Source organism: Bacillus sp. NTK034, from assembly GCF_017303275.1.
GTDB lineage: Bacteria > Bacillota > Bacilli > Bacillales > Cytobacillaceae > Cytobacillus.
Genome location: NZ_JAFKOJ010000010.1, coordinates 69236 through 89289 on the forward strand (window position 1 = coordinate 69236; position 20054 = coordinate 89289).

Genomic DNA, 20054 nt, shown 5'->3' on the forward strand with positions numbered 1-20054 from the left:
CCAATACATCAAGTAGTTACAGCTAGCACGATGAAGGAAACGATGACATTGTTAGAAAAAGAAGCGCCTGATATTTTATATATTGAGATTGATATGATTCCGAATGAAAATTGGGCCTCTATGACAAGAATTGTCAAAAGATTCTGCAATAAGGTGATTTCAGTTTCGGCAGAAGCAACTTTTGAAAGAGCTAAACAAGCTCTTGAATGGCAAAGCGTTGATCTGCTTGTAAAGCCACTTGACCCGATTAAAATTAAACGCTGCCTTCAAATGGCCATTTCTCACGATGTACATCGTGAGCCAGCCGATATTGCATCATCAGTCTTAAAAAATAATCAGTATTCTTATCGTACTTTATTCTTACAGGATGAACTCTCGGAATCTGATGCATCCCTTATGCTTCTGCAAACAGAGAATCAAGGTGTATTAGAATTAAATGCATTCATAAGCTTTTACTCATTTATGGAGCCCCCGGTGATTATGCCTTTAATGGACGCTGTTGTCTGTGTTTTCAGAGGCACTAACGGGGGACTGAAAGAAGAGGCTTGGAAAATTTTAAGAGATTGGGAAGAGTTGAATTTTGAGCCGTTAGCAGCAGTCATCATCCCTGGAGGAATTGAAAGCGGTTCCGTTCATGAAAAATATTTAAGGGCAAGAAGCTTGTTGAAAGTGACTTTTTTTATTGGTTATAGACAGGTCATCTTTCCGAAAAATGGATATGAAACCTGGTGTGAAGTTGATCCCTTTTTGACTCCAAATGAACAACGTGAGTGGATAAATATGATGAACAGTTTTGATAAGCCAAAAATAAAAGAATGGATGCATGATGAATTTTCACATATTCATACACCTTTTCCAAATCCAGAAAACCTTCGTACAAGATTGACTAGTATTTTAGCCCAGATTAGGCGTTTTATGAAGACCTATAAGCTCGACAAACAACAATTGGAAAGTGATTATATGAAAATATACTCTGAAATATTAAACAATAGCGTTTTATTTCGAATCGTACAGGAAATGCTTTTATTTATCTATCAAATAATTGATTGTGCTCTTCAGGCAGAAGCAGTTTCTAAAAATGATGTAATAGAAAAAGGAATCAGGTTTATTGAATTAAATTATAGTAACCCAGATTTATCATTGGAGATAGTTGCTGAAGAAGTCGGCAGGAACCCTTCATATTATAGCCACTTATTAATGAAAAAGCACGGCACGCCTTTCCGGCAGATCTTAACTAATGTAAGAATTCAAGAGGCAAAACGACTTTTAACTTCTACGGAATTTTCAATTAAAGAAATATCGTATAAAGTTGGTTTCCATAACCCCAATTATTTTGCACGCCTGTTTAAAGAAACTACTTACTTTACACCAAGAGAATATCGATTAATTAAATAGTACATATAATTTCTCTGGTTCATCTAAAAAAAATATAGAAAACTAAAATAATTATAGATTTCCATGATAGACACAATTAAATATCAAATAAATGTATTGATGTTCAAAACGAAGGTGCATTTTTATCAAACGTTGTATAATTTATAATTTTCAGTAAATTAGCAGGAAGTTGGTGAGTACACCGTTTTAGTAACACAGTGTAATTATCTTACTAGGTATGAAGCTTTTTTAAAAGAACAGTTGCGCAGGGAGCACGGTAAATTAGGTAAATTCGGCAGGGCTGTTAAGAGAAAATCAAATCTTACTTACTTCAGGATTGTAAAACGGGGCCGAACCCTTTAATGTATTTTTATTTGTATTTAATTTGTAAAAGGGGGAATTGTCATGTCTTTAGAAACGGGTAAGCCAAGCAGTCCAGAGATAATGGTTGAGACAGAAAGGAAAACACGGAAAGGTGTTTTCTGGCCAGCGTTCCTGATTGTAGGCGGAGGGGCTATTCTGGGGATCGTAAACAACAAAATGCTGACTGACATTTCAATGAATGGTTTTTTAGGTTCATTACGAGGATTAGGCTGGCTTTATCAAATTATTTCTATAGTAGCTTTGGTCATTGTTGCACTGGTCACGTTCACAAAGCTTGGGAAAGTGCGGCTGGGGGGAGATGATGCAAAGCCAAAGTTTTCATTCCCTGTTTGGTTTGCGATGGCATTAACAGGGGGGATTGCAACAGGTGTTATCACATATGGGGTCAATGAACCCATTATCTATTTTGGGAATATTTATGGAGAAATGGAGCAAACCGGAATCACCCCAGGAACCACAGAAGCAGCAATTTTTGCAATGGGGCGAAGCTTCTATAATTGGAGCTTTATACCTTATGCCATGTATTCCTTAAGTGGCCTCGTTGTAGCGTACATGTACTTTAATCGTAAAAAATCTCTCTCGGTTACAGCCACGTTAATTCCCTTATTCGGAGACAAGGTGACAAAGGGTATTTGGACGAGCATCATTGATACTTTGTCGGTACTAGCCATTGCATTAGGTCTAGCATCTTCACTTGGTGCAGGGTTGGCTCTTGTTGGCTCAGGAATTGAGACAACTTATGGAATTCAGCAGGGACCTGTTGTTTGGCTGGTATTAACCTTCCTAATAACTGGTACATTTACACTTTCTGCTTTGAAAGGTTTAGATAAAGGGATTCGTATCTTATCTGATGTAAATGCAAAAATCTTTTATGTTATCTTAATTACTATCATAATTGTTGGTCCCACTCTATATATACTGCGCACTTCTACTGCAGGGATGGGATATTGGCTTCAGAATTTCTGGTCTTGGGGACTGGATCCTATAGACATGGGCGGGGAAGCGCTTGTCATGTGGTGGACTTTGTATGACTGGGCCATCTGGATAGCATATGCACCATTAATGGGAATTTTTCTGGCTATTATCTCGCATGGAAGAACCATTCGAGAGTTCATGCTGATCAATTGGATTTTACCCTCTGTATTTAGCATCATCTGGTTTGGAATCTGGGGAGGAACGGCATTATTCTGGCAGCAAAATGACGTGGTGGATCTGGTTGGGACAATAACAGAAAGCGGAGCAGTTGCTGGACTGTGGGCTTTCTTAGCTAATTTGCCTCTAGGCAGTATATTAATTCCTGTTATCATGATAACCCTAATTCTTTCTTTTGCAACTGCTGCCGATTCCATGGTTCGGACCATTGCATCGTTATGTACCGAGAATATACGTCATGACGAGGAACCTGCTAAGTGGAAAAAGCTTCTTTGGGCACTTTCGATTGCTGCGATAGCATTTATCATGGTGGCATATGCTGGTGGAGCACAAGGGGTTGACGGAGTAAAATATTTAGCAGCCCTTGGAGGTTCAACAGTCCTCTTTATATTTGTACTTCAAGTCGCGTCCGCGATAAAGATGTTTTTTATTGATAAAGTTGAAAGATAGATCGTATAGAAATGGGGGGATGGAGAATGCATGCTAAAGATATAAGAAAGGTTGTCTTAGGCAATAGACTGACCCTGGGAGAGGTTGTAGCGGTCGCCCGGTTTAAGGCTGATGTTGAATTTTCTGCAGTTTATCAGGTGAAGGTGGATAAATCTCGGCGTCTGTTAGAAAAGCAGATCGAGCAGGGGGAAATCATGTATGGTGTTAATACCGGTTTTGGAGCACTCTATACTCAAATAATCTCTCCTGAAGAAACTGCACAGCTGCAGAGAAACATTTTATTATCTCACGCAGCCTCTGTTGGTGAACCACTTCCAAAAGAAGTCGTAAGAGCGATAATGCTAATGGTTCTGCAAAATCTTGGCCAGGGTTATTCTGGTGTTCGTCTTGAAACTTTGGAGATGTACCGACAATTCTTAAATTTAAACTTGACTCCATTTTCTCCAAAAGAAGGATCGGTGGGATATTTAAGTCCAGAGGCTCATATCGCCCTTGTTTTAATAGGGGAAGGACAGGCTTATTTTGGCGGGGAGCTGATGTCGGCGAAAAAAGCGCTGCACCTGGCTGGGATTGAACCAATAAACCTTTCAGCAAAAGAAGGGCTGGCACTTACGAGCGGTACAACCAGTCCAACTGGCATGGGAGCACTGGCATTGTACGATATGTTAAAGGCAGCGGAGACCGCTGATATAATTGGAGCCATGTCTCTTGAAGTTTTAAAAGGAACAGTCCGAGCTTTTGATGAACGGCTGATTTCTGTACGACCGCACAAAGAACAGCAAGAAACAGCTTCCAACATACGTAAGATACTTTCAGACTCACATATGGCTAAAGCTTTTGAAAATTACCGTTTACAGGACCCCTTATCCCTAAGGGCTATTCCACAGCTGCACGGAGCGGCAAAAAAAACCCTTAATGATGCACATACAACAATTGAAATAGAGATGAATGGATGCAGTGACAATCCAATTTTATGGCCAGATAGTGAAGAAGGGGGTACAATCTCAGGCTGCAATTGTGATTCTTCCTATGTTGGCATTGAACTGGATTCTGCCTGTATCGCGGCAGCTGCCCTTGCCAAGATGTCAGAAAGGCGTAATAGCAGACTCATTAATGAAAAGCATTCCGAGTTACCCAATTTTCTAATTAAAAATGCAGGGTTAAATTCTGGTCTAATGATTCCGCAATATAGCCAAGCTGGTCTTTTAAATGATATGAAAATACTTTCCCATCCTGCAACAGCAGACAGCATTCCTACATGCGCTGATCAAGAAGATTATGTTGCGATGGGCTACAATGCAGCAAAAAAGGCACGAGAGGTTGCCTCAAAACTGGAATATGTGTTAGCAATCGAGTTGTTATCTATTTACACTGCTCACCAGTTAACTGACAATTATCCTTCACCAGGATCTGCAAGCCAAGCTGTTTTGGACAAGCTTGCTTGCTTTATCCCTAAAATGGAAGAAGACCAATATTTATATCCTTTTCTCGAAGGAATTAGAGATTTGATACATTCGGGTGAAATGATTCAATGTGTGGAGGATAAGCTAGGGAAGATTTTTAATAAAGAATTTATAAATGGGAATTTATGAAAAAACTAATTTGCATTTAATGAATAATAGATGGACTAAATACAGTTGCTTTCCCATGGCTAGAAAGGCTCCTGCTATAACAGCAGGAGCCTTTTGATATATTAGATATACTATTGGACGAACAACCCGCCAGCAATGAATAGCCCGGCTGCAATCACGCCGCCAATCGCTGAAACCTTCAATTTGTACCGGGCATAATCAACTAAATCCATATCGAGAATCGAAGCAGTGGTAATGGTCGTATCTCCAAGCGGTGAGGTTAACGCTCCGAATGCCCCGCTTGCAAATACGGCTCCAACAGTAAGCGGAATGGAGGCGCCAGTCGAAACCGCCAGGGTAATTCCAAGCGGCATGAATAATCCCCAGGTTCCCCACGAGCTTCCAATAAAGTAGCCGACCACTGATCCGAGCACGAAGATGGCTGCTGGAGTCAGGAAGGCTGGCAGAAAGCTTCCAAGTGAATGCCCGATAAAGTCGGAGAACCCAAGATCCTCCGCCGCCAGTGTCAGCGCCCAAATCAGAATGAGCAGGCTGATCGCCTCCATCATCTGATTGCCTCCGTCATAAAAATGATAAAGAATTTCGTTCATCTTCTCCCGTCTAATTATGTAGAAAACAAAGGTTAAAACGAGGGTAATAAAAACAGCCAGCAGCATCACAAATGTAGCATCTGCCATGGAAAAAGCCTCAAATATTGTATTTGCGCCCTGTGCCATGCCATCCTGCCATAACAGGAACAAAGAAAAGGCAAGCAATAAAAAGACCGGGAAAATCAAATGCCATGGCTGGGCTTTGACAAGCGATAATTCCTTCTTAATTCCCATCCGGTGGAATTCATGCTCTTCTTCTTCCAGATCTGTATGGGCTTGCTCCTGCCCTTGCTTTTTTCTTCGCGGCCAGAATGTCTGAAAAATACCAATCAGCAGCATAATGATCGCGTAAAAGTTAAACAAAATACTTAATAAAAAAATCTCATATGCCGACATATCCAGGTTCAGCCCGCTGATGCCGCCTTCAACCAGGGACACCATGAAGCCTACAAATGCCGTTGCAACCGGAAGCAGCACGATGACTGATTCGGTTGAAATATCCAAAGTCATGCCCACTTTTTGCTTGGACAGGTTCATCTTTTTGATTAAGGATTTTATAATAGGCCCAATCATCATAATTCGAAACATCGGCATCATGAAGGTGAAGGGGAGGGTGATCCAGATGAACAAAAGAAGACCGCGTTCTGACCGGATCCGCCTCCCGGCCCATTCGGAAAACCCCTTAATGCCACCCGCAATATTCATCATCCCGACAAGCCCGCCGAACAGATATAAAAATCCGACTATCTTGATATTCGTTTCATCGGATAGGGTCGTTACAATATAAGCCACCGACTGTTCCGTCCCCGCAAGCAAGTCTGCCGAAACTATAATGGAGCCAACAAGTATGCCCACTACCAAACCCGGCAGGATGTTCTTCAGCCAGATGGACATTCCGATTACGATTAGAAATGGTATGAGCGATAGCCAGGTGTTATTCAAGTTTATGCCCTCCAATGAAAATGCCGTTACTAAATTAGTATTGCCAGGGAAGAGGGGTAAATTCCTGAAATTTGACCGCTATTCATGATACGTCTACTCCTGTGGTGAAGGGTACTGCCAGCTATTAGCAGGTACATCCTTTTTTGCTTTAATAAATGAAACCCGCTGAATATGGGTGTTTGATTCAGTAACAATCCCCCATCCTGACACATATTTTGATGAAGAGAGTATCCGAAGAACAGACAGGATCATGATTGATTTCTGATGTTCTTCATTATGCCCCTTCATGTTGCTGGCACATTATATTAAAAAATTCGGAGGTATGATCATGAATGATTTCCAAAACGAACTTCAAATGCTGAATGTTGGTGATTTCCATGCGAACGAGGCCGTTCCGTGGGATCAGAACCAATACTATATGGATCAGGCTCGGCAATGCGGCGGGTTTGGCGGCTGCTTTAGCTGTTTTTTCTTTTTCTGCTTCAGCTGCTTTAACTGCTTTAATTGTTTCCGGTGCTCTAACTGTTTTAGATGCGGAGGCCGCTGTGGCGGGCGCTGCGGTGGCCGTTGCGGCGGACGCTAGCCTGTTTGGTATTTTCAGTTTTATAAGAAAAGGGAAGCCCCTCAGTATGGAGGGGCTTTTCATCTGAGTCTCAGACATATGAGACAAATCCCAATACATAGAATGATGGAGAAGGTATGTTTCATAAATAGGCATAGTTTACGGGTAAGGAGGAGCGAAATGAAAAATTTGACCCCTTCTGTGCGGCTGAAGGTAAAAAGGGACACGTTTTTTATCCCTGATCCAGCCAAAGGTGTGTATTTTCGGAATAATGCAAGCTCCTTCCGCATGGAAGGCAGCATGATCGATCAGTGGGTGCAAAAGCTGATGCCAATGTTTAATGGCGAGTATTCGCTGGGGGAATTGACAGCCGGCTTGCCAGGCCCGCATAGGAATCGGGTGTTTGAAATTGCAGAAGTGCTGTACCGTAACGGCTTTGTACGGGACGTAAGCGGGGACCATCCTCATCAATTGGAAGAGCATGTTCTTAAAAAGTATTCTTCCCAGATTGAATTGCTGGAAAGCTTTGGTGATTCGGGTGCATTTCGCTTCCAGGCCTACCGGAAGGCAAAAGTGCTGGCAGCAGGATCCGGGCCATTTTTCGTTTCGCTGGTTTCTTCGCTGATTGAGTCGGGATTGCCTAAGGTTCATATGTTCATAACTGACCCTGAATCGACTAATACAAAGCGGCTGAAGGAGGTTGTCGCACATGCCCGGCAAACAGACCCCGAAGTTACTGCAGAGGAGGCAGCCCGCGAGAGTGAGGAAGATCATACCTGGGCAGAATTGATTCAGCCGTATGATTCCATTTTATATGTGTCAGAAGCAGGGAATGTAGAGGAGCTGCAGGTTATAAATGCCGCTTGCAGGATAGAGAAGAAGATATTTATTCCTGCTATTATCCACAAACAGGCAGGTATGGCAGGTCCCATCGTACATCCGGAATCAGATGGGTGCTGGGAGTCTGCCTGGCATCGCGTACATCAATCCGCGTTTTGCGAAGACAAGCAATTGCACACCAGCTCCTCCACGGCACAAGCCATGCTGGCTAATTTGATCGTGTTTGAACTGTTTAAAGAGGTTACCGGATTAATCAGTGCTGAACAGAGAAATCAGTTTTTCCTGCTGAATCTGGAGACGCTTGAAGGAAATTGGCATTCCTGCCTGCCTCATCCGATCCTGACCGGAAATGCAGCTGTGGAATGGATTCAAGATGTTGATCAGAGGATCGGTCAGAGTTCCGGAAGAAATAATCCTGACAGCTTGTTTCTTTTTTTCAGCCAATTGACTTCCAAAGAATCTGGGATTTTTCATACATGGGAGGAAGGGGATTTAAAGCAGCTTCCTTTAGCGCAATGCGAGGTTCAGGCAGTCGATCCGTTGTCAAAGGGACCGGCGGATCTGCTGCCGAACATTGTCTGCACCGAATTGAGCCATACGGAGGCACGCCGGGAAGCGGGTTTGACCGGGATTGAAGCGTATGTGTCGCGGATGGCCGGCCGGCTTGACCTGCCTCCAAATATTGAAATAAAGGAAAATATTGTAGATTTTTCTGATCCAGCTGGAATTGGAGCAGGGGAAACATTTGCAGAGGGTGTTTTACGCGGGCTGGATAGGTGTTTGGAAAAGGAACTGGCTAAGCGTCAAGCGATTCAGAAAACAGTTGCTCCGCTGCGATTGAGTGCAGTAGATGATGAACGCTGCAGGTTCTATTTGGATGCATTGACAACGCTGCAGGGAACACCGAAAATCTGCCTGGGTGAGGAAGTGTCCGGCTTCCCTGTGGTCTGGGTAGGTACGAACGATCGCTGGTTTGGCAGTGTTGGCTTTAATATGACATTAGCTTTGAGGAAAGCGCTGCAGCATGCGATTATACAGGTGCAAAACCAAATGGGCAGACATAAGGGAACTGCAGTGGAGGCATCATCTGTGCTTCTGGAAGAAAATGAGCCTCAATGTCTAGTCATTCCTCCTTGTGATGAGAAGGAACAATCCCAGATCTTGCTGTATGCCAGACAGGTGCTGGAAGAGAACAGCAAGCGGCTCTTTGTCTGTGAATTTTCGTTCGAACCATTCTTGAAAGAGAGTCTGGCAGGGGTTTATGGGGTGTTCATACGAGAGGAGGAATCTCAGTGAGCGCTATCGTGGTAGTCGTGGGAGAAGGACTGCTGGCGGACAGCATATGCAAAGAACTGCCCGCCGAATATAAGGTAGTTCATCATGTGAATTTCGAGCCTGAACTGCCGGATGGGACTGATTTGATTCTGGTGGTGAACGATACCTGGATGCCTTCAGCTCATAAAAAGGCGGAAGAAGTGTCACGATCATCAGGTATTCCCTGGCTGAGAGGTTTTGTATCATTTGGAGAGGGTGTGATTGGCCCATTCGTTCACCCGTCCGAGCCGGGATGCTCACAGTGTGCGGACACTCGAAAACTTCTGGCAGGGCGTGACCGGGAAGAGATGTGGGAATTGCAGCAAAGATTCGAAGAGAGCAGCGGATTAAAGCGTGACGCATGGTCATCGCGCTCGGGACTTTTACAGATGTCCTACCTGCTTGCGGCAGAGGTGCAAAGGGTCCTGGAGGACAGCTTGGCGGACCTGGAAAGGCGAATGTATTTGGTCAGCCTGAAAACATTTAAAACCTCTTGCCACCTCATTCTGCCGGATTCATTGTGCCAAGTGTGCAGCTCCCTGCCTGAAGATTCACGGGCAGCTGCAAGAATTACCATCAAGCCAAGTCCGAAAATAAGCGCAGACAGTTACCGCTGCCGCTCATTGGAAGATTTAGATCAAACGCTCGTCAGAAATTACCTGGATCCGAGGACAGGTTTATTAAATGGCAAAATGTATGATTTCACACCGCCTTTTGCGGATGTAGTCGTAAACCTTCCGATGTTTAGAGGGGACGAAGGTGTGGCTGGCCGCACTCATTCCTATAAAGTGAGCGAGCTGACAGCCATTTTGGAGGGGCTTGAACGTTCCTGCGGCATATCGCCCCGTGGAAAGAGGACAGCAGTCTATGACAGTTTCCGTAACCTGGAAGATCAGGCTCTTAATCCTTTAAAAGCAGGTGTGCATGCAGATGAACAGTATGCACGGCAGCACTTTCCATTTAAAAAATTTGATCCTGATATTCCGATGAATTGGGTATGGGGTTATTCGTTTTTGCAGGAGCGCCCGATTTTGGTTCCTGAGCTGCTTGCTTATTACAGCCTAGGGTGCGGGAATGGATTTGTCTATGAAACATCCAACGGATGCGCACTGGGCGGCAGCCTGGAAGAAGCGATCTTCTACGGTATTTTAGAAGTGGTGGAGCGTGATTCATTCCTGATGGCCTGGTACGGGCAGCTGGCCCTTCCGCGTCTTGATCCTTATTCCTCCAATGACCAGGAATTGCATCTGATGATTGATCGGGTGAGAACAGTGGCGGGATATGATCTGCATCTGTATAACGCGACAATGGAGCATGGAATTCCGAGTATTTGGGCGATGGCGAAAAACAGGAAGAAAAAAGGCTTGAATATCATTTGCGCGGCCGGAGCCCATCCCGACCCGGTACGGGCGGTAAAAAGCGCGGTTCATGAGTTAGCTGGAATGATGGGGACACTGGACGATAAGTTTGACGAGAACAAGACGGATTTACAGCAAATGCTGCAAAATTCTTCCCTCGTCGGCAAAATGGATGACCATGGGATGCTTTACGGTTTACCGGAAGCAGAGGAGCGCCTAAAGTTTTTGCTGGATGAAAATCGTCCGCTCCGAACGTTTTCAGAGGAGTTCAAGCGGGATAGGAGACATGCAGATCTGACAGATGATCTGCAGGACCTTCTTCAGGCATTGCACCGGCAAAATCTGGATGCAATAGTGGTGGATCAGACGACACCGGAAATAAAACGGAGTGGGTTGCATTGTGTCAAGGTTCTGATTCCCGGTATGCTGCCCATGACATTTGGACACCACCTGACACGTGTAACAGGGCTGGAAAGGGTGTTAAAGGTTCCAATGAATCTCGGATATGTAAAAGAGCCGCTTACACTTGAACAGCTTAATCCACATCCCCACCCATTTCCATAAGCCCTGACCGGGAGGTAAATAGGATGAATCCAGATACATTTCTGCACAATTTGCATTTTGATATTGACCAGATAAGCCCGCCGGATTGGGAAGTGGATTGGGACGATGCACCGCTTGCCTATAAGCTTTACCGGGGCTTGCCAGTTGTTCCCCTGTCGCTGGAGGTTCCCCTTTCTCTTGAAGAATGCGAGGCACCGGCAAATCCTGACCTTAGGAGAATCGGTCATTTTCTTTGGTATACATTCGGCCTTAATCAGTTTAGCCAATCTGTCTCTCCAATGGGTTCCAATGAAGAGGCGGATGGGTTTATGCAGTCGCTTCGGCGGTCTGTACCTTCTGGCGGAGCGCTGTATCCTAACGAATTATACATGTTTCTGAAATTGGATGATTTGCCGGAGGGGATCTACCACTATGATGTGCTGCACCACCGCCTGGTGCTGCTGCGCAAGGGTAATTTCGATTCCTATATTGCCCATGCTCTTGGCAATCGCTGTGATGTGTCATCTTGTTTTGGGACTGTGTTTGTGACGACCATGTTCTGGAAAAATTACTTTAAATACAATAACTTTGCTTATCGTCTGCAGGGCTTGGATGCAGGTGTAGTGATTGGACAGTTATTGGAGGTTACAAAGAGGTTTGGTTTTGCAGCGGGAGTTTACTTTCAATTTCTTGATCGTGCTCTTAACCATCTCCTTGGACTGTCTGATCAGGAGGAGAGCGTATATGCCGTTATCCCGCTGTCAGTTGAACCGACCAGCTGGTTTGCGAACAGAAGCAGCAGGGACGAAATGGCCACTGCCTCTGATTTGTGCCAGGAAGTAACATCGATTGATAATAATTACTGCGTCAGATCCATCAAAGTGAAAGAATTTCCGATATTAACCAGCATCAATAAAGCATCCATGCAGGAATCAGCTAAATCGTTTCGTCAAATCATCACCCAAGAAAGCAATTATGAAGGCCGGCATTTGACTCTTCCCCCTGTAAAAAGGATATCGTATGATTTGGCGGCAGTCTGCCGGGAGCGCTTTTCACCGGACATGGATTTCGTTTCAGGCAAGGTAAGCCAGGAGCAGCTTGCTGCATTGCTTCAGGAGGCGACAGAATCCTATTTGTATAGAAACGATTTAGATATGGCTCTAGAAAAGCGCGCGTCACGTGTAACTCTATATGTGTGTTTGAATAATGTCGAAGGGATTCCGGATGGGGCTTATTATTACGACAGCGATGCTCATTCACTAAGGGAGCTTAATCCCGGAGACCATCGGCTTGCGCTTCAATACGGGATGCCTGCTGGCAATGTGAATCTGTACCAAGTCCCGCTCTGCTTTCATGTGGCAGGGGATAAAGATTTCTATAGAACTACACTTGGGTACAGAGGCTATCGCATCCAGCAAATGGAAGCGGGCATGCTCGTGCAGCGGCTGCTTTTAGCAGCGACAGCTCTTGGGATGTGCGGACATCCGCTACTCGGGTTTGATGTGAAATTGTGTGATGATATATACAGAATGGATACACAGGGAAAAACCAGTCTGATCCAAATCCCGATTGGCTTCTACCGGGCCCGTCCGTGGCTGAGGGGAAATTTGATTAGCTAGATTAGAAGATGATTCTGCCCGCAGTAAAAGAATTGCCTTGATTAGCGGCCATCCATAATGAGGATTGGAAAATTCAATCAAACTGTAAAAAAATATGGTTAAATCTATTATTAAAACCGTTAATAAAGATTTGACAAGGGAAGGCTGTTCCGACAGCCTTTTTTTATACCTAATTAAGCTTGTAAACATTGTACTTAAATTATAGGGTGCAAGATTGAAGATCCAATAGGCTCCGGCTCTTTTTTATTATTCATCTAAAGGGCAGCATAAGTTGATTTAATTATATTTAAGTTTTACCTTGACCAAGTTTTCAGTTGATCTATACTTAGAGTGCTGATGGAAGAATATGGGGAGTGGGTCGATTTGGATACTAAGCTTTTCTTAGACAAAATAACTAATCTTTTTAAAGAAGAACTTAGGGATAATTTGTTAGGGATTTATTTACATGGATCTCTGGCAATGGGGTGTTTTAACCCCGATAAAAGTGATATCGATTTCTTAGTCGTCGTAAAAGAAAAGCTAACACCAGTAAATAATTCCAGGATCGCAAAAATAGCTTTATCCTTACATGATGAAATGTCTAATGAGCGCGGAATAGAGTTTACTATTATCTTAGAAACTTACCTAAAAAAGTTTGTTTATCCAACTCCTTTTGAGTTTCATTACTCCGATTATCACAGGGAGAAATATTGCACAAATGAGAATTATCTTTGCGGGGGATTTGAAGATGAAGATTTAGCTTCACAAATCGTTGTTGCCTATGAGAGAGGAATAACACTGTATGGAAAACCATTAAGTGAACTTTATGAACCGATCGATAGTCAATATTACCTTGCCTCCATTCTGCATGACGTGGAGGGAGCTGCAGAGGAGATTATAAGCAATCCACCTGCGTACCTGACTCCTATGTACCTAACCTTAAATCTCTGCCGAGTTCTTTTTTTTATTAAAGAAGGTAAGATATCTTCAAAGCGAGAAGGCGGGGAATGGGGATTAACTAATCTGCCTCATAAATACCAGCAGTTGGTTGAACATTGTCTAAATGAATATAACGGAAGAGCAGTTAGTAGTGGGCTTGTTTCCCAAATTTTTTATGAATTCATTGAATTCATGCTTAAAGAAATAAAGCAAGACATCTTATTGAGCTAACTGGTGTTTATGTTCAAGAACAGATTCGAGCTGAGAAGGATTTTTTGTGCTATAGAGGCAGGATTAAATTAACCGGCAGGAAATGACTCTGTTATCTTGAATATAAGATAGAAAGATGATGGCGGAGGAATAGTATGATAACTGATTTAGAATTGATGGAGCATCATGTGAATGTGTTATTTAGACATGATAGTGCAAATCGAGTGACAGTTGTGAATGAACCACCTTACAGTGCAGCGCCAAAAATTTTCGTTGGTGCCACTAGAATGGGGAGTATTGTAAGGTATTCAAACTCTCTGGATAAGAGTATTGCAGAGAAGTTAGAGCAAGTTATACGAGCTAACTCTGATGATCATCTAGAAAAAATTATAAAGGCATTAAGCATTGACCATCTTTTAAATACTGTATGGATTGGGCCGGCGTATGTATTCCCTGATGTAAGGGACAGAACTTATTCAAGAGCAATTAAAGTAACACATGAAAACAAAGAAATTTTAAAGCCTCATTTTCCATATACATATGAAGATTTTGATTACAAGCAACCCTGTTTTGTAATAATTGAAGACAATATACCAGTTTCAATTTGCTGTAGTGCAAGGCAGACTTCAAAAGCCGACGAAGCAAGTGTATTTACACATGAAGACTACCGTGGAAGAGCATACGGTGCAGATGTTGCAAAGGCCTGGGCTGCAGAAGTACAAATACTAGGAAGAATTGCGCTATATAGTACTTCTAAGGACAACTTAGCATCTCAATCTGTGGCAAAGAAACTACAATTAGCCCATTATGGAACAGACATTCATATAAGTTGAGTAACACAGGACTGCTTTTTTGTTAAAGTCACTATTGATTAAACGGGGCAGAATACTTCAATATGACTATTGTATTATGACTATATAAACAAACTTAGTTTGGGGTGATTTGGTGACAATAAAAGGCATTAATCATTTTTTATTTTCAGTTTCCAATTTAGAAGCTTCTATTGAGTTTTATAAAAATGTGTTTGGAGCAAAGTTGTTAGTTAAGGGAAGAAGTACTGCCTATTTTGATATAAATGGTATATGGCTTGCCCTAAATGAAGAAAAGGATATTCCCCGTACTGAAATTTGCCAATCATATACACATATAGCTTTCTCAATAGAAGAAGCGGATTTTGATAATATGTACCGTAAGCTAAAAGAATTGAAGGTAAACATCCTGTCAGGTCGTCCAAGAGACGAAAGAGATAAAAAGTCTATTTATTTTACTGATCCAGATGGGCATAAGTTTGAATTTCATACAGGTACTTTACAAGACAGACTAGATTATTATAAAAAGGAAAAAACACATATGGAGTTTTACAATTAATGATTTTTGTTGGAATTCCAAATTTCTGGGATTAATCCTTAGAGAAAAAAGGAGGAGGTAATCTTATTAAAAGGGAGAATTTTAAAATAAGAATATATTTGAGAGGTGTTTGAAGATGTATCATAGCTTAAGCGATTTTTATACATCCTGGGAATTTGAGGCTGGAGCTACAAGCAGGATTCTTAAAAATCTTACGGATGAATCATTAAAGCAAGAAGTCACTCCAAATCAATGGCCTTTAGGACGTATTGCGTGGCATACTGTCACATCTATCAAAGTGATTAGTTCACAGGCAGGTTTAAGATTTGACGCTCCTAGTGAAGACTGGTCTGTTCCATCTTCTGCTAATTTCATTGCTGAAAGCTATATTAAATCTTCACATGTGTTTGTTGAGGCTTTGAAAACTCAATGGACTGATCAGATCCTGTTGGAACAAATTGATTTCTTTGGTATTAAAATGACAAAGGGAAGTCTTTTATTATTTCTAAACCAACACCAAACTCATCACCGGGGACAAATGACTATTCTAATGAGACAGGCAGGGCTTAGAGTTCCAGGGATCTACGGTCCTTCAAAGGAAGAATGGGCACAATTTGGAATGGCTGAACCAAGACAATCTTTATTTGATTAAGTTTTAGAGATATACTGCATCTAGATATTAATTAATTCACTATTAAACAAAGACTCTAATAACTGATTTTTTATCCTGCTGCCATCTTAGGCGGCTTTTCTTATTGTGCTGAATGGGCAGTTTTGTATAAAATGGTGTGTAATTCTCTGTGCTGTTTTTGCAGCTCTCTTCTCTTTTACTCCTTTTCAGTCTGTTAAGCTAGTTGAATTTTATTGCTTGCAAGTTTAGTATGAGATAAAATGAAAAAATTGAGAATGTATTTCAACTTTACATAAAAAGGATATAAATATGTTTAAAAATATAGATTTATTTAATCAGGCCTTTTTTTTTGCTCCGATTGGGATGGCCTTAGTCTCATTAGAGGGAAAATGGATTAAGGTGAATCATGCTTTAACTAACATTACTGGTTATACAGAGGATGAGCTTCTTACCACGAACTTTCAAACCTTAACTTATCCCAAGGACTTATATACAGATTTATCTTACACACAAGAATTAGTTGAAGGAAAAAGAGACTCTTTTGAGATGGAAAAAAGGTATGTCCACAAAAGCGGGAAGATCGTCTGGGTGTTATTATCTGTATCCATTGTGCGGGAAGGAAACAAGCCATTATTCCTTATTTCTCAAATACAAGATATAACCGATCGTAAGACCTCAGAGAGATTATTGAAACAAATGGCTCATTATGACTTTCTTACACAATTGCCAAATCGGAGATTATTTGAAGAACGGCTTAATCATGCAATTGAATCAGCTGATTACAATAAAGGGCTAGTCGCAGTAATGTATCTTGATTTAGATGGGTTTAAGCAAATAAATGATAACTTTGGTCATGACTTAGGAGACATATTGTTAAAAGAAGTCGCCAGTAGGCTTACGGCTTGTACAGAAAATAAGGATACTGTGGCGAGGCTTGCAGGTGATGAATTCACAATTCTACTTCCGGAAACTACAATCGACGATGCAAAACATGTTGCCCAACAGATCATCGATACTCTATCTAATAAAATGTCGGTGCAGAATATTGTTATCTCAATTACTCCCAGTATCGGAATTGCCTTTTGCGATGATTTCAATATGGATGTCAGGAATTTGCTGAAATATGCTGATGGAGCTATGTATCAAGCAAAACTGAACGGAAAGAATAATTATCAAGTTTCACAGAACAGATAAAGCTAAGATATGACATTATTATGAGCGTTGATCCATGAAGGATTAATGCTTTTTTGTTGAATTCAATTAACGGTGCAGTTTAGTTTAAGTTTAAGTCAAATGCTGGATGGAGTTACGAACTAGGTATTTGATATAAATAAATGAAAAATAAAAAATTCCTGCGAATAGAACCTGCTTTTTTCGTTGGCATTTTGTTATTGAGGCTTTTTAAATGCCCTATTATTTTTCTATTTGCGTGGAGTAGTTGTGTTCCTCTATTTTTTTCTTCATAAATTCTTTACCCCATTCTTTCATCGCATCCAGTACTGTGATAAATCTTTTCCCTTGGTCTGTTAGCGAGTATTCCACTTTAGGAGGAACTTCTTTATACACTTCTCTGTGAACTATTCCATCCTCTTCTAATTCTCTCAGTTGTCTTGTCAAAATTCCTTTTGAAATGCCAGGTAACAACCTTTGAAGTTCGTTAAATCTAATTGTTCGCTGGCTTAGATGCCATAAAATGATGATTTTCCATCTTCCAGCAATTACATTTTGCGTAAGTGTCAAAGGACACACTGCCTCTAGTTCTTCAGGAGGCTTTTCTCCTTGGAAATTAAATCGAGCCATTTATTGTTTTCCCTCTTTCTCGTAATAGTACTATTTTTGTGACTATGTTATAAAAAAATGCCTACTTTTATTATTGTGACTGTACCTATAGTATATTCTTAAGCTTAATGATTAAATATGAAAATTTTAATATGAAAATTTTAAATGGAGGGAAAGAAATGAAAATATTAGTTACAGGTGCGACAGGACAATTAGGATTAAAGGTTGTAGAAGCATTATTAAAAACTATACCAGCGAGTAAGTTGGCTGTAAGTGTTCGAAATCCAGAAAAAGCAGGAGGGTTGCGAGCTCGTGGAGTAGATGTTCGATACGGTGACTTTGATAAGCCAGAAACATTAGATTCTGCTTTTTCAGGAATTAATCGGCTATTAATTATATCTACGTTCGGGGATCATGAAACAGCATAAGAATGCTGTATCTGCAGCTCAGCGTGCTCAAGTGAAGTTTATTGCTTATACAAGTGTAACAAATGCAAGTGAAAGCCAATTTTTCCTCGCCCCACCTCATCGAGCTAGAGAAGAAGCTATTTTGAAAACAGGCATCCCATACTCATTTTTACGGAACAATTGGTATTTTGAAAATGAAATTAACAGCATAAAAGGCGCGATGGCAGGAGCAGCTTGGATTACATCTGCTGGTGAAGGTAAAGTAGGCTGGGTACTTCGACAAGATTTAGCGGAGGCAGCAGCGAATGTATTAATCGGAGAAGGGCACGTGAATACGGTTTACGAACTTTCCGGTAAGCTAATGACTCAAGAGGAATTTTCTTCTGCTCTAGGCGAGGTTTTAGGGAAAGAAGTACCTGTACAACAAGTCGATGATGCTGCTTATGCAGACATTATGAAAGGTGCAGGAGTACCAGAAGCCTATCTTCCTATGCTCGTAAACATGCAAAAAGGTATTCGAGATGGAGGATTAGAGATAGACAGTAACGATTTAGAAAAATTATTAGGTCGCCCTGCTACACCAATAAACGAAGCTTTGAACCAAATTGTCAGCCAAATATCCCAAACAGGAAATTAAATTTTATCCAAAAACGACCTTCTCATATATAAATGGAGGTCGTTTTAATTACAAAGGACTAGAAGTAGGAATTTGGTCTAAATTAATCCCGGTCAAGGTTTAAGCATTGCTATTATGAAGTTCATTTTTCTAGTTAGAGCCTTCATTGTGTTTCGAATAAATGAAAAATAATTAATAATACAAAAAAATTAAAGGAGAGGTCAATTTATGAATATTGGATTTTGGTAAATCCCATCATTTCTAATCCGGCTAAGAAAACCAGTCTATCTGCAGAAAACAGCAGCTTACGAAAAACCTTCCAAAAGGAATTTGGAGGGTTATTTGACTTGCTTTCAAAAGTATAACACGGTGGATTAGATAATTTAATAAGAAGGTCTGGATTCCTATTGGCTGGTTTATATCATTTTCCTTCGCCGAAATTTATTAAAGGGTAACCTTTGAATATAGAGAATATTAAATATCATCACAAAATATCTCGTTTTATAAGGAGGACCTCATGGACAAAAAGCTTTATAGAAAATTCGATTTTCCGGAAACAGGAATTAATTTGTATGAAAGCAAGCACCTCAGAGGCAAGTTTGTTTCTGAGCATTATCATGATCATTTTCAAATTCTCTATGCTCTTGAAGGGGAAGGTGATATTACCCTTGACGGCAAGGCCTATAACTTTTCCAAAGACAAAGTAGTGCTGATTACTCCCAATTGTGTTCACTCCATAAAAGCGACCACAAAAATGACGGTATTGGTTCTGGCATTTTCATTACCTTCGATGGAAATAAACCTGCAAAAAGAGCTGCTTGCCTTAATGGAGAAAAACTCCCGGCATTTCGAACTCGATTTATATACAGCAAGTGAAATTCGGCCATTAATTAGAAAAATGCTATATGAACAAAAAAATGGAGACCTTTTTGGAAAATTGTCCATGCCTGTATATCTTATTGAAATTATCATTCATTTGCTGCGCCAGCAGAATTATTCTTCTGTTCAGGATGCGAATGATATTCGCTCCATACAAATGAAGGAATACATAGAAAGGCATTATTTCAATAATATCACGGCAGAAAGTCTGTCTGCTGTATTCGGAATCTCAACAAGATACATGAATGATATTTTTAAAAGGAAATTTAATGACACCCCCTTGCAATATCTTCAGAAAGTAAGGATTAAGCATGCAAAGGAATTGCTGCTTCAATCTGATCAGGATATCGTGTCCATTTGTTTTGAGGTTGGATATGAAACATTATCAACCTTTTATCGTACTTTCAGAAATTTGGTGGGGATTTCACCGAATAAATTCCGCTTGTCCTCTCAGCCACCTTCAGATGTTTCAGATACCGTTTCCTAATTTGCCTATCTCCAAAATTAAGAATTTTTCTCTCAATCTCATAAGACAATAGTTGAAAGA

16 protein-coding genes and 1 pseudogene are annotated in these 20054 nt (G+C 41.2%); 14 read left to right on the forward strand and 3 right to left on the reverse strand.

Going from position 1 to position 20054, the window contains the following annotated elements:
• The first annotated feature begins 42 nt into the window (after positions 1 to 42).
• The 3 genes from JI665_RS23255 (at position 43) to JI665_RS23265 (ending at position 4952) form a co-directional block, all read left to right on the forward strand.
• A complete protein-coding gene (locus tag JI665_RS23255) occupies positions 43 to 1395 on the forward strand; it encodes a helix-turn-helix domain-containing protein (RefSeq protein ID WP_244671299.1) in 1353 nt (450 codons plus the stop codon).
• A gap of 384 nt (positions 1396 to 1779) precedes the next feature.
• The gene (locus JI665_RS23260; RefSeq protein WP_206844737.1) at positions 1780 to 3360 is read left to right on the forward strand and encodes a BCCT family transporter; all 1581 of its coding nucleotides are present in this window, start codon (positions 1780 to 1782) and stop codon (positions 3358 to 3360) included.
• 26 nt (positions 3361 to 3386) lie between these two features.
• On the forward strand, positions 3387 to 4952 hold the full coding sequence (locus tag JI665_RS23265; RefSeq protein ID WP_206844740.1) for an HAL/PAL/TAL family ammonia-lyase: 1566 nt from the start codon (positions 3387 to 3389) through the stop codon (positions 4950 to 4952).
• A gap of 110 nt (positions 4953 to 5062) precedes the next feature.
• On the opposite strand, the gene JI665_RS23270 is transcribed toward JI665_RS23265, so the two are convergent.
• A complete protein-coding gene (locus tag JI665_RS23270) occupies positions 5063 to 6484 on the reverse strand; it encodes a Na+/H+ antiporter NhaC family protein (protein ID WP_206844742.1) in 1422 nt (473 codons plus the stop codon).
• Positions 6485 to 6577: 93 nt separating this feature from the next.
• Positions 6578 to 6772, reverse strand: coding sequence for a hypothetical protein (locus tag JI665_RS23275; RefSeq protein ID WP_206844743.1), 195 nt, complete (start codon positions 6770 to 6772; stop codon positions 6578 to 6580).
• 67 nt (positions 6773 to 6839) lie between these two features.
• Between JI665_RS23275 and JI665_RS23280 the strand changes: the two genes are divergently transcribed.
• The 9 genes from JI665_RS23280 (at position 6840) to JI665_RS23320 (ending at position 17020) form a co-directional block, all read left to right on the forward strand.
• On the forward strand, positions 6840 to 7067 hold the full coding sequence (locus JI665_RS23280; protein ID WP_244671307.1) for a heterocycloanthracin/sonorensin family bacteriocin: 228 nt from the start codon (positions 6840 to 6842) through the stop codon (positions 7065 to 7067).
• Positions 7068 to 7226: 159 nt separating this feature from the next.
• The gene (locus JI665_RS23285) at positions 7227 to 9182 is read left to right on the forward strand and encodes a putative thiazole-containing bacteriocin maturation protein (RefSeq protein WP_206844745.1); all 1956 of its coding nucleotides are present in this window, start codon (positions 7227 to 7229) and stop codon (positions 9180 to 9182) included.
• Positions 9179 to 11122, forward strand: coding sequence for a TOMM precursor leader peptide-binding protein (locus tag JI665_RS23290; RefSeq protein ID WP_206844746.1), 1944 nt, complete (start codon positions 9179 to 9181; stop codon positions 11120 to 11122). The genes JI665_RS23285 and JI665_RS23290 overlap by 4 nt, the downstream gene beginning before the upstream one ends.
• Positions 11123 to 11145: 23 nt before the next feature.
• The gene (locus JI665_RS23295; RefSeq protein ID WP_206844747.1) at positions 11146 to 12720 is read left to right on the forward strand and encodes a SagB family peptide dehydrogenase; all 1575 of its coding nucleotides are present in this window, start codon (positions 11146 to 11148) and stop codon (positions 12718 to 12720) included.
• Between the two features lie 363 nt (positions 12721 to 13083).
• Positions 13084 to 13869 carry an aminoglycoside adenylyltransferase domain-containing protein gene (locus tag JI665_RS23300; RefSeq protein ID WP_244671300.1) on the forward strand — a complete coding sequence of 262 codons (786 nt, stop codon included), beginning with the start codon at positions 13084 to 13086 and terminating at the stop codon, positions 13867 to 13869.
• Between the two features lie 134 nt (positions 13870 to 14003).
• Positions 14004 to 14681 carry a GNAT family N-acetyltransferase gene (locus JI665_RS23305; protein ID WP_206844749.1) on the forward strand — a complete coding sequence of 226 codons (678 nt, stop codon included), beginning with the start codon at positions 14004 to 14006 and terminating at the stop codon, positions 14679 to 14681.
• Positions 14682 to 14793: 112 nt separating this feature from the next.
• Positions 14794 to 15216 (forward strand): FosM family fosfomycin resistance protein, encoded by a 423-nt coding sequence (fosM, locus tag JI665_RS23310; RefSeq protein WP_206844750.1) that lies wholly within the window; start codon positions 14794 to 14796, stop codon positions 15214 to 15216.
• 115 nt (positions 15217 to 15331) lie between these two features.
• Complete coding sequence (locus JI665_RS23315; RefSeq protein ID WP_206844751.1) at positions 15332 to 15847, forward strand: DinB family protein; 516 nt, start codon at positions 15332 to 15334, stop codon at positions 15845 to 15847.
• Positions 15848 to 16135: 288 nt separating this feature from the next.
• Complete coding sequence (locus tag JI665_RS23320) at positions 16136 to 17020, forward strand: sensor domain-containing protein (RefSeq protein WP_206844756.1); 885 nt, start codon at positions 16136 to 16138, stop codon at positions 17018 to 17020.
• Between the two features lie 219 nt (positions 17021 to 17239).
• Here the strand turns inward: JI665_RS23320 and JI665_RS23325 are convergent, their stop codons facing one another.
• Positions 17240 to 17626, reverse strand: coding sequence for a winged helix-turn-helix transcriptional regulator (locus JI665_RS23325; protein WP_206844758.1), 387 nt, complete (start codon positions 17624 to 17626; stop codon positions 17240 to 17242).
• Positions 17627 to 17784: 158 nt separating this feature from the next.
• Between JI665_RS23325 and JI665_RS23330 the strand changes: the two are divergent.
• Together JI665_RS23330 and JI665_RS23335 are read left to right on the forward strand one after the other, a co-directional pair.
• Positions 17785 to 18649 (forward strand): annotated as a pseudogene (locus JI665_RS23330) (SDR family oxidoreductase).
• Positions 18650 to 19145: 496 nt separating this feature from the next.
• On the forward strand, positions 19146 to 19994 hold the full coding sequence (locus tag JI665_RS23335; protein ID WP_206844760.1) for a helix-turn-helix domain-containing protein: 849 nt from the start codon (positions 19146 to 19148) through the stop codon (positions 19992 to 19994).
• Positions 19995 to 20054 lie beyond the last annotated feature (60 nt).

Coding starts and splice junctions, on each gene's coding strand:
- JI665_RS23255 (WP_244671299.1), top strand. CDS start 43: ATGACATTGTTAGAAAAAGAAGCGCCTGATATTTTATATATTGAGATT.
- JI665_RS23260 (WP_206844737.1), top strand. CDS start 1,780: ATGTCTTTAGAAACGGGTAAGCCAAGCAGTCCAGAGATAATGGTTGAG.
- JI665_RS23265 (WP_206844740.1), top strand. CDS start 3,387: ATGCATGCTAAAGATATAAGAAAGGTTGTCTTAGGCAATAGACTGACC.
- JI665_RS23275 (WP_206844743.1), bottom strand. CDS start 6,772: ATGAAGGGGCATAATGAAGAACATCAGAAATCAATCATGATCCTGTCT.
- JI665_RS23280 (WP_244671307.1), top strand. CDS start 6,840: ATGCTGAATGTTGGTGATTTCCATGCGAACGAGGCCGTTCCGTGGGAT.
- JI665_RS23285 (WP_206844745.1), top strand. CDS start 7,227: ATGAAAAATTTGACCCCTTCTGTGCGGCTGAAGGTAAAAAGGGACACG.
- JI665_RS23295 (WP_206844747.1), top strand. CDS start 11,146: ATGAATCCAGATACATTTCTGCACAATTTGCATTTTGATATTGACCAG.
- JI665_RS23305 (WP_206844749.1), top strand. CDS start 14,004: ATGATAACTGATTTAGAATTGATGGAGCATCATGTGAATGTGTTATTT.
- JI665_RS23315 (WP_206844751.1), top strand. CDS start 15,332: ATGTATCATAGCTTAAGCGATTTTTATACATCCTGGGAATTTGAGGCT.
- JI665_RS23320 (WP_206844756.1), top strand. CDS start 16,136: ATGTTTAAAAATATAGATTTATTTAATCAGGCCTTTTTTTTTGCTCCG.
- JI665_RS23325 (WP_206844758.1), bottom strand. CDS start 17,626: ATGGCTCGATTTAATTTCCAAGGAGAAAAGCCTCCTGAAGAACTAGAG.
- JI665_RS23335 (WP_206844760.1), top strand. CDS start 19,146: ATGGACAAAAAGCTTTATAGAAAATTCGATTTTCCGGAAACAGGAATT.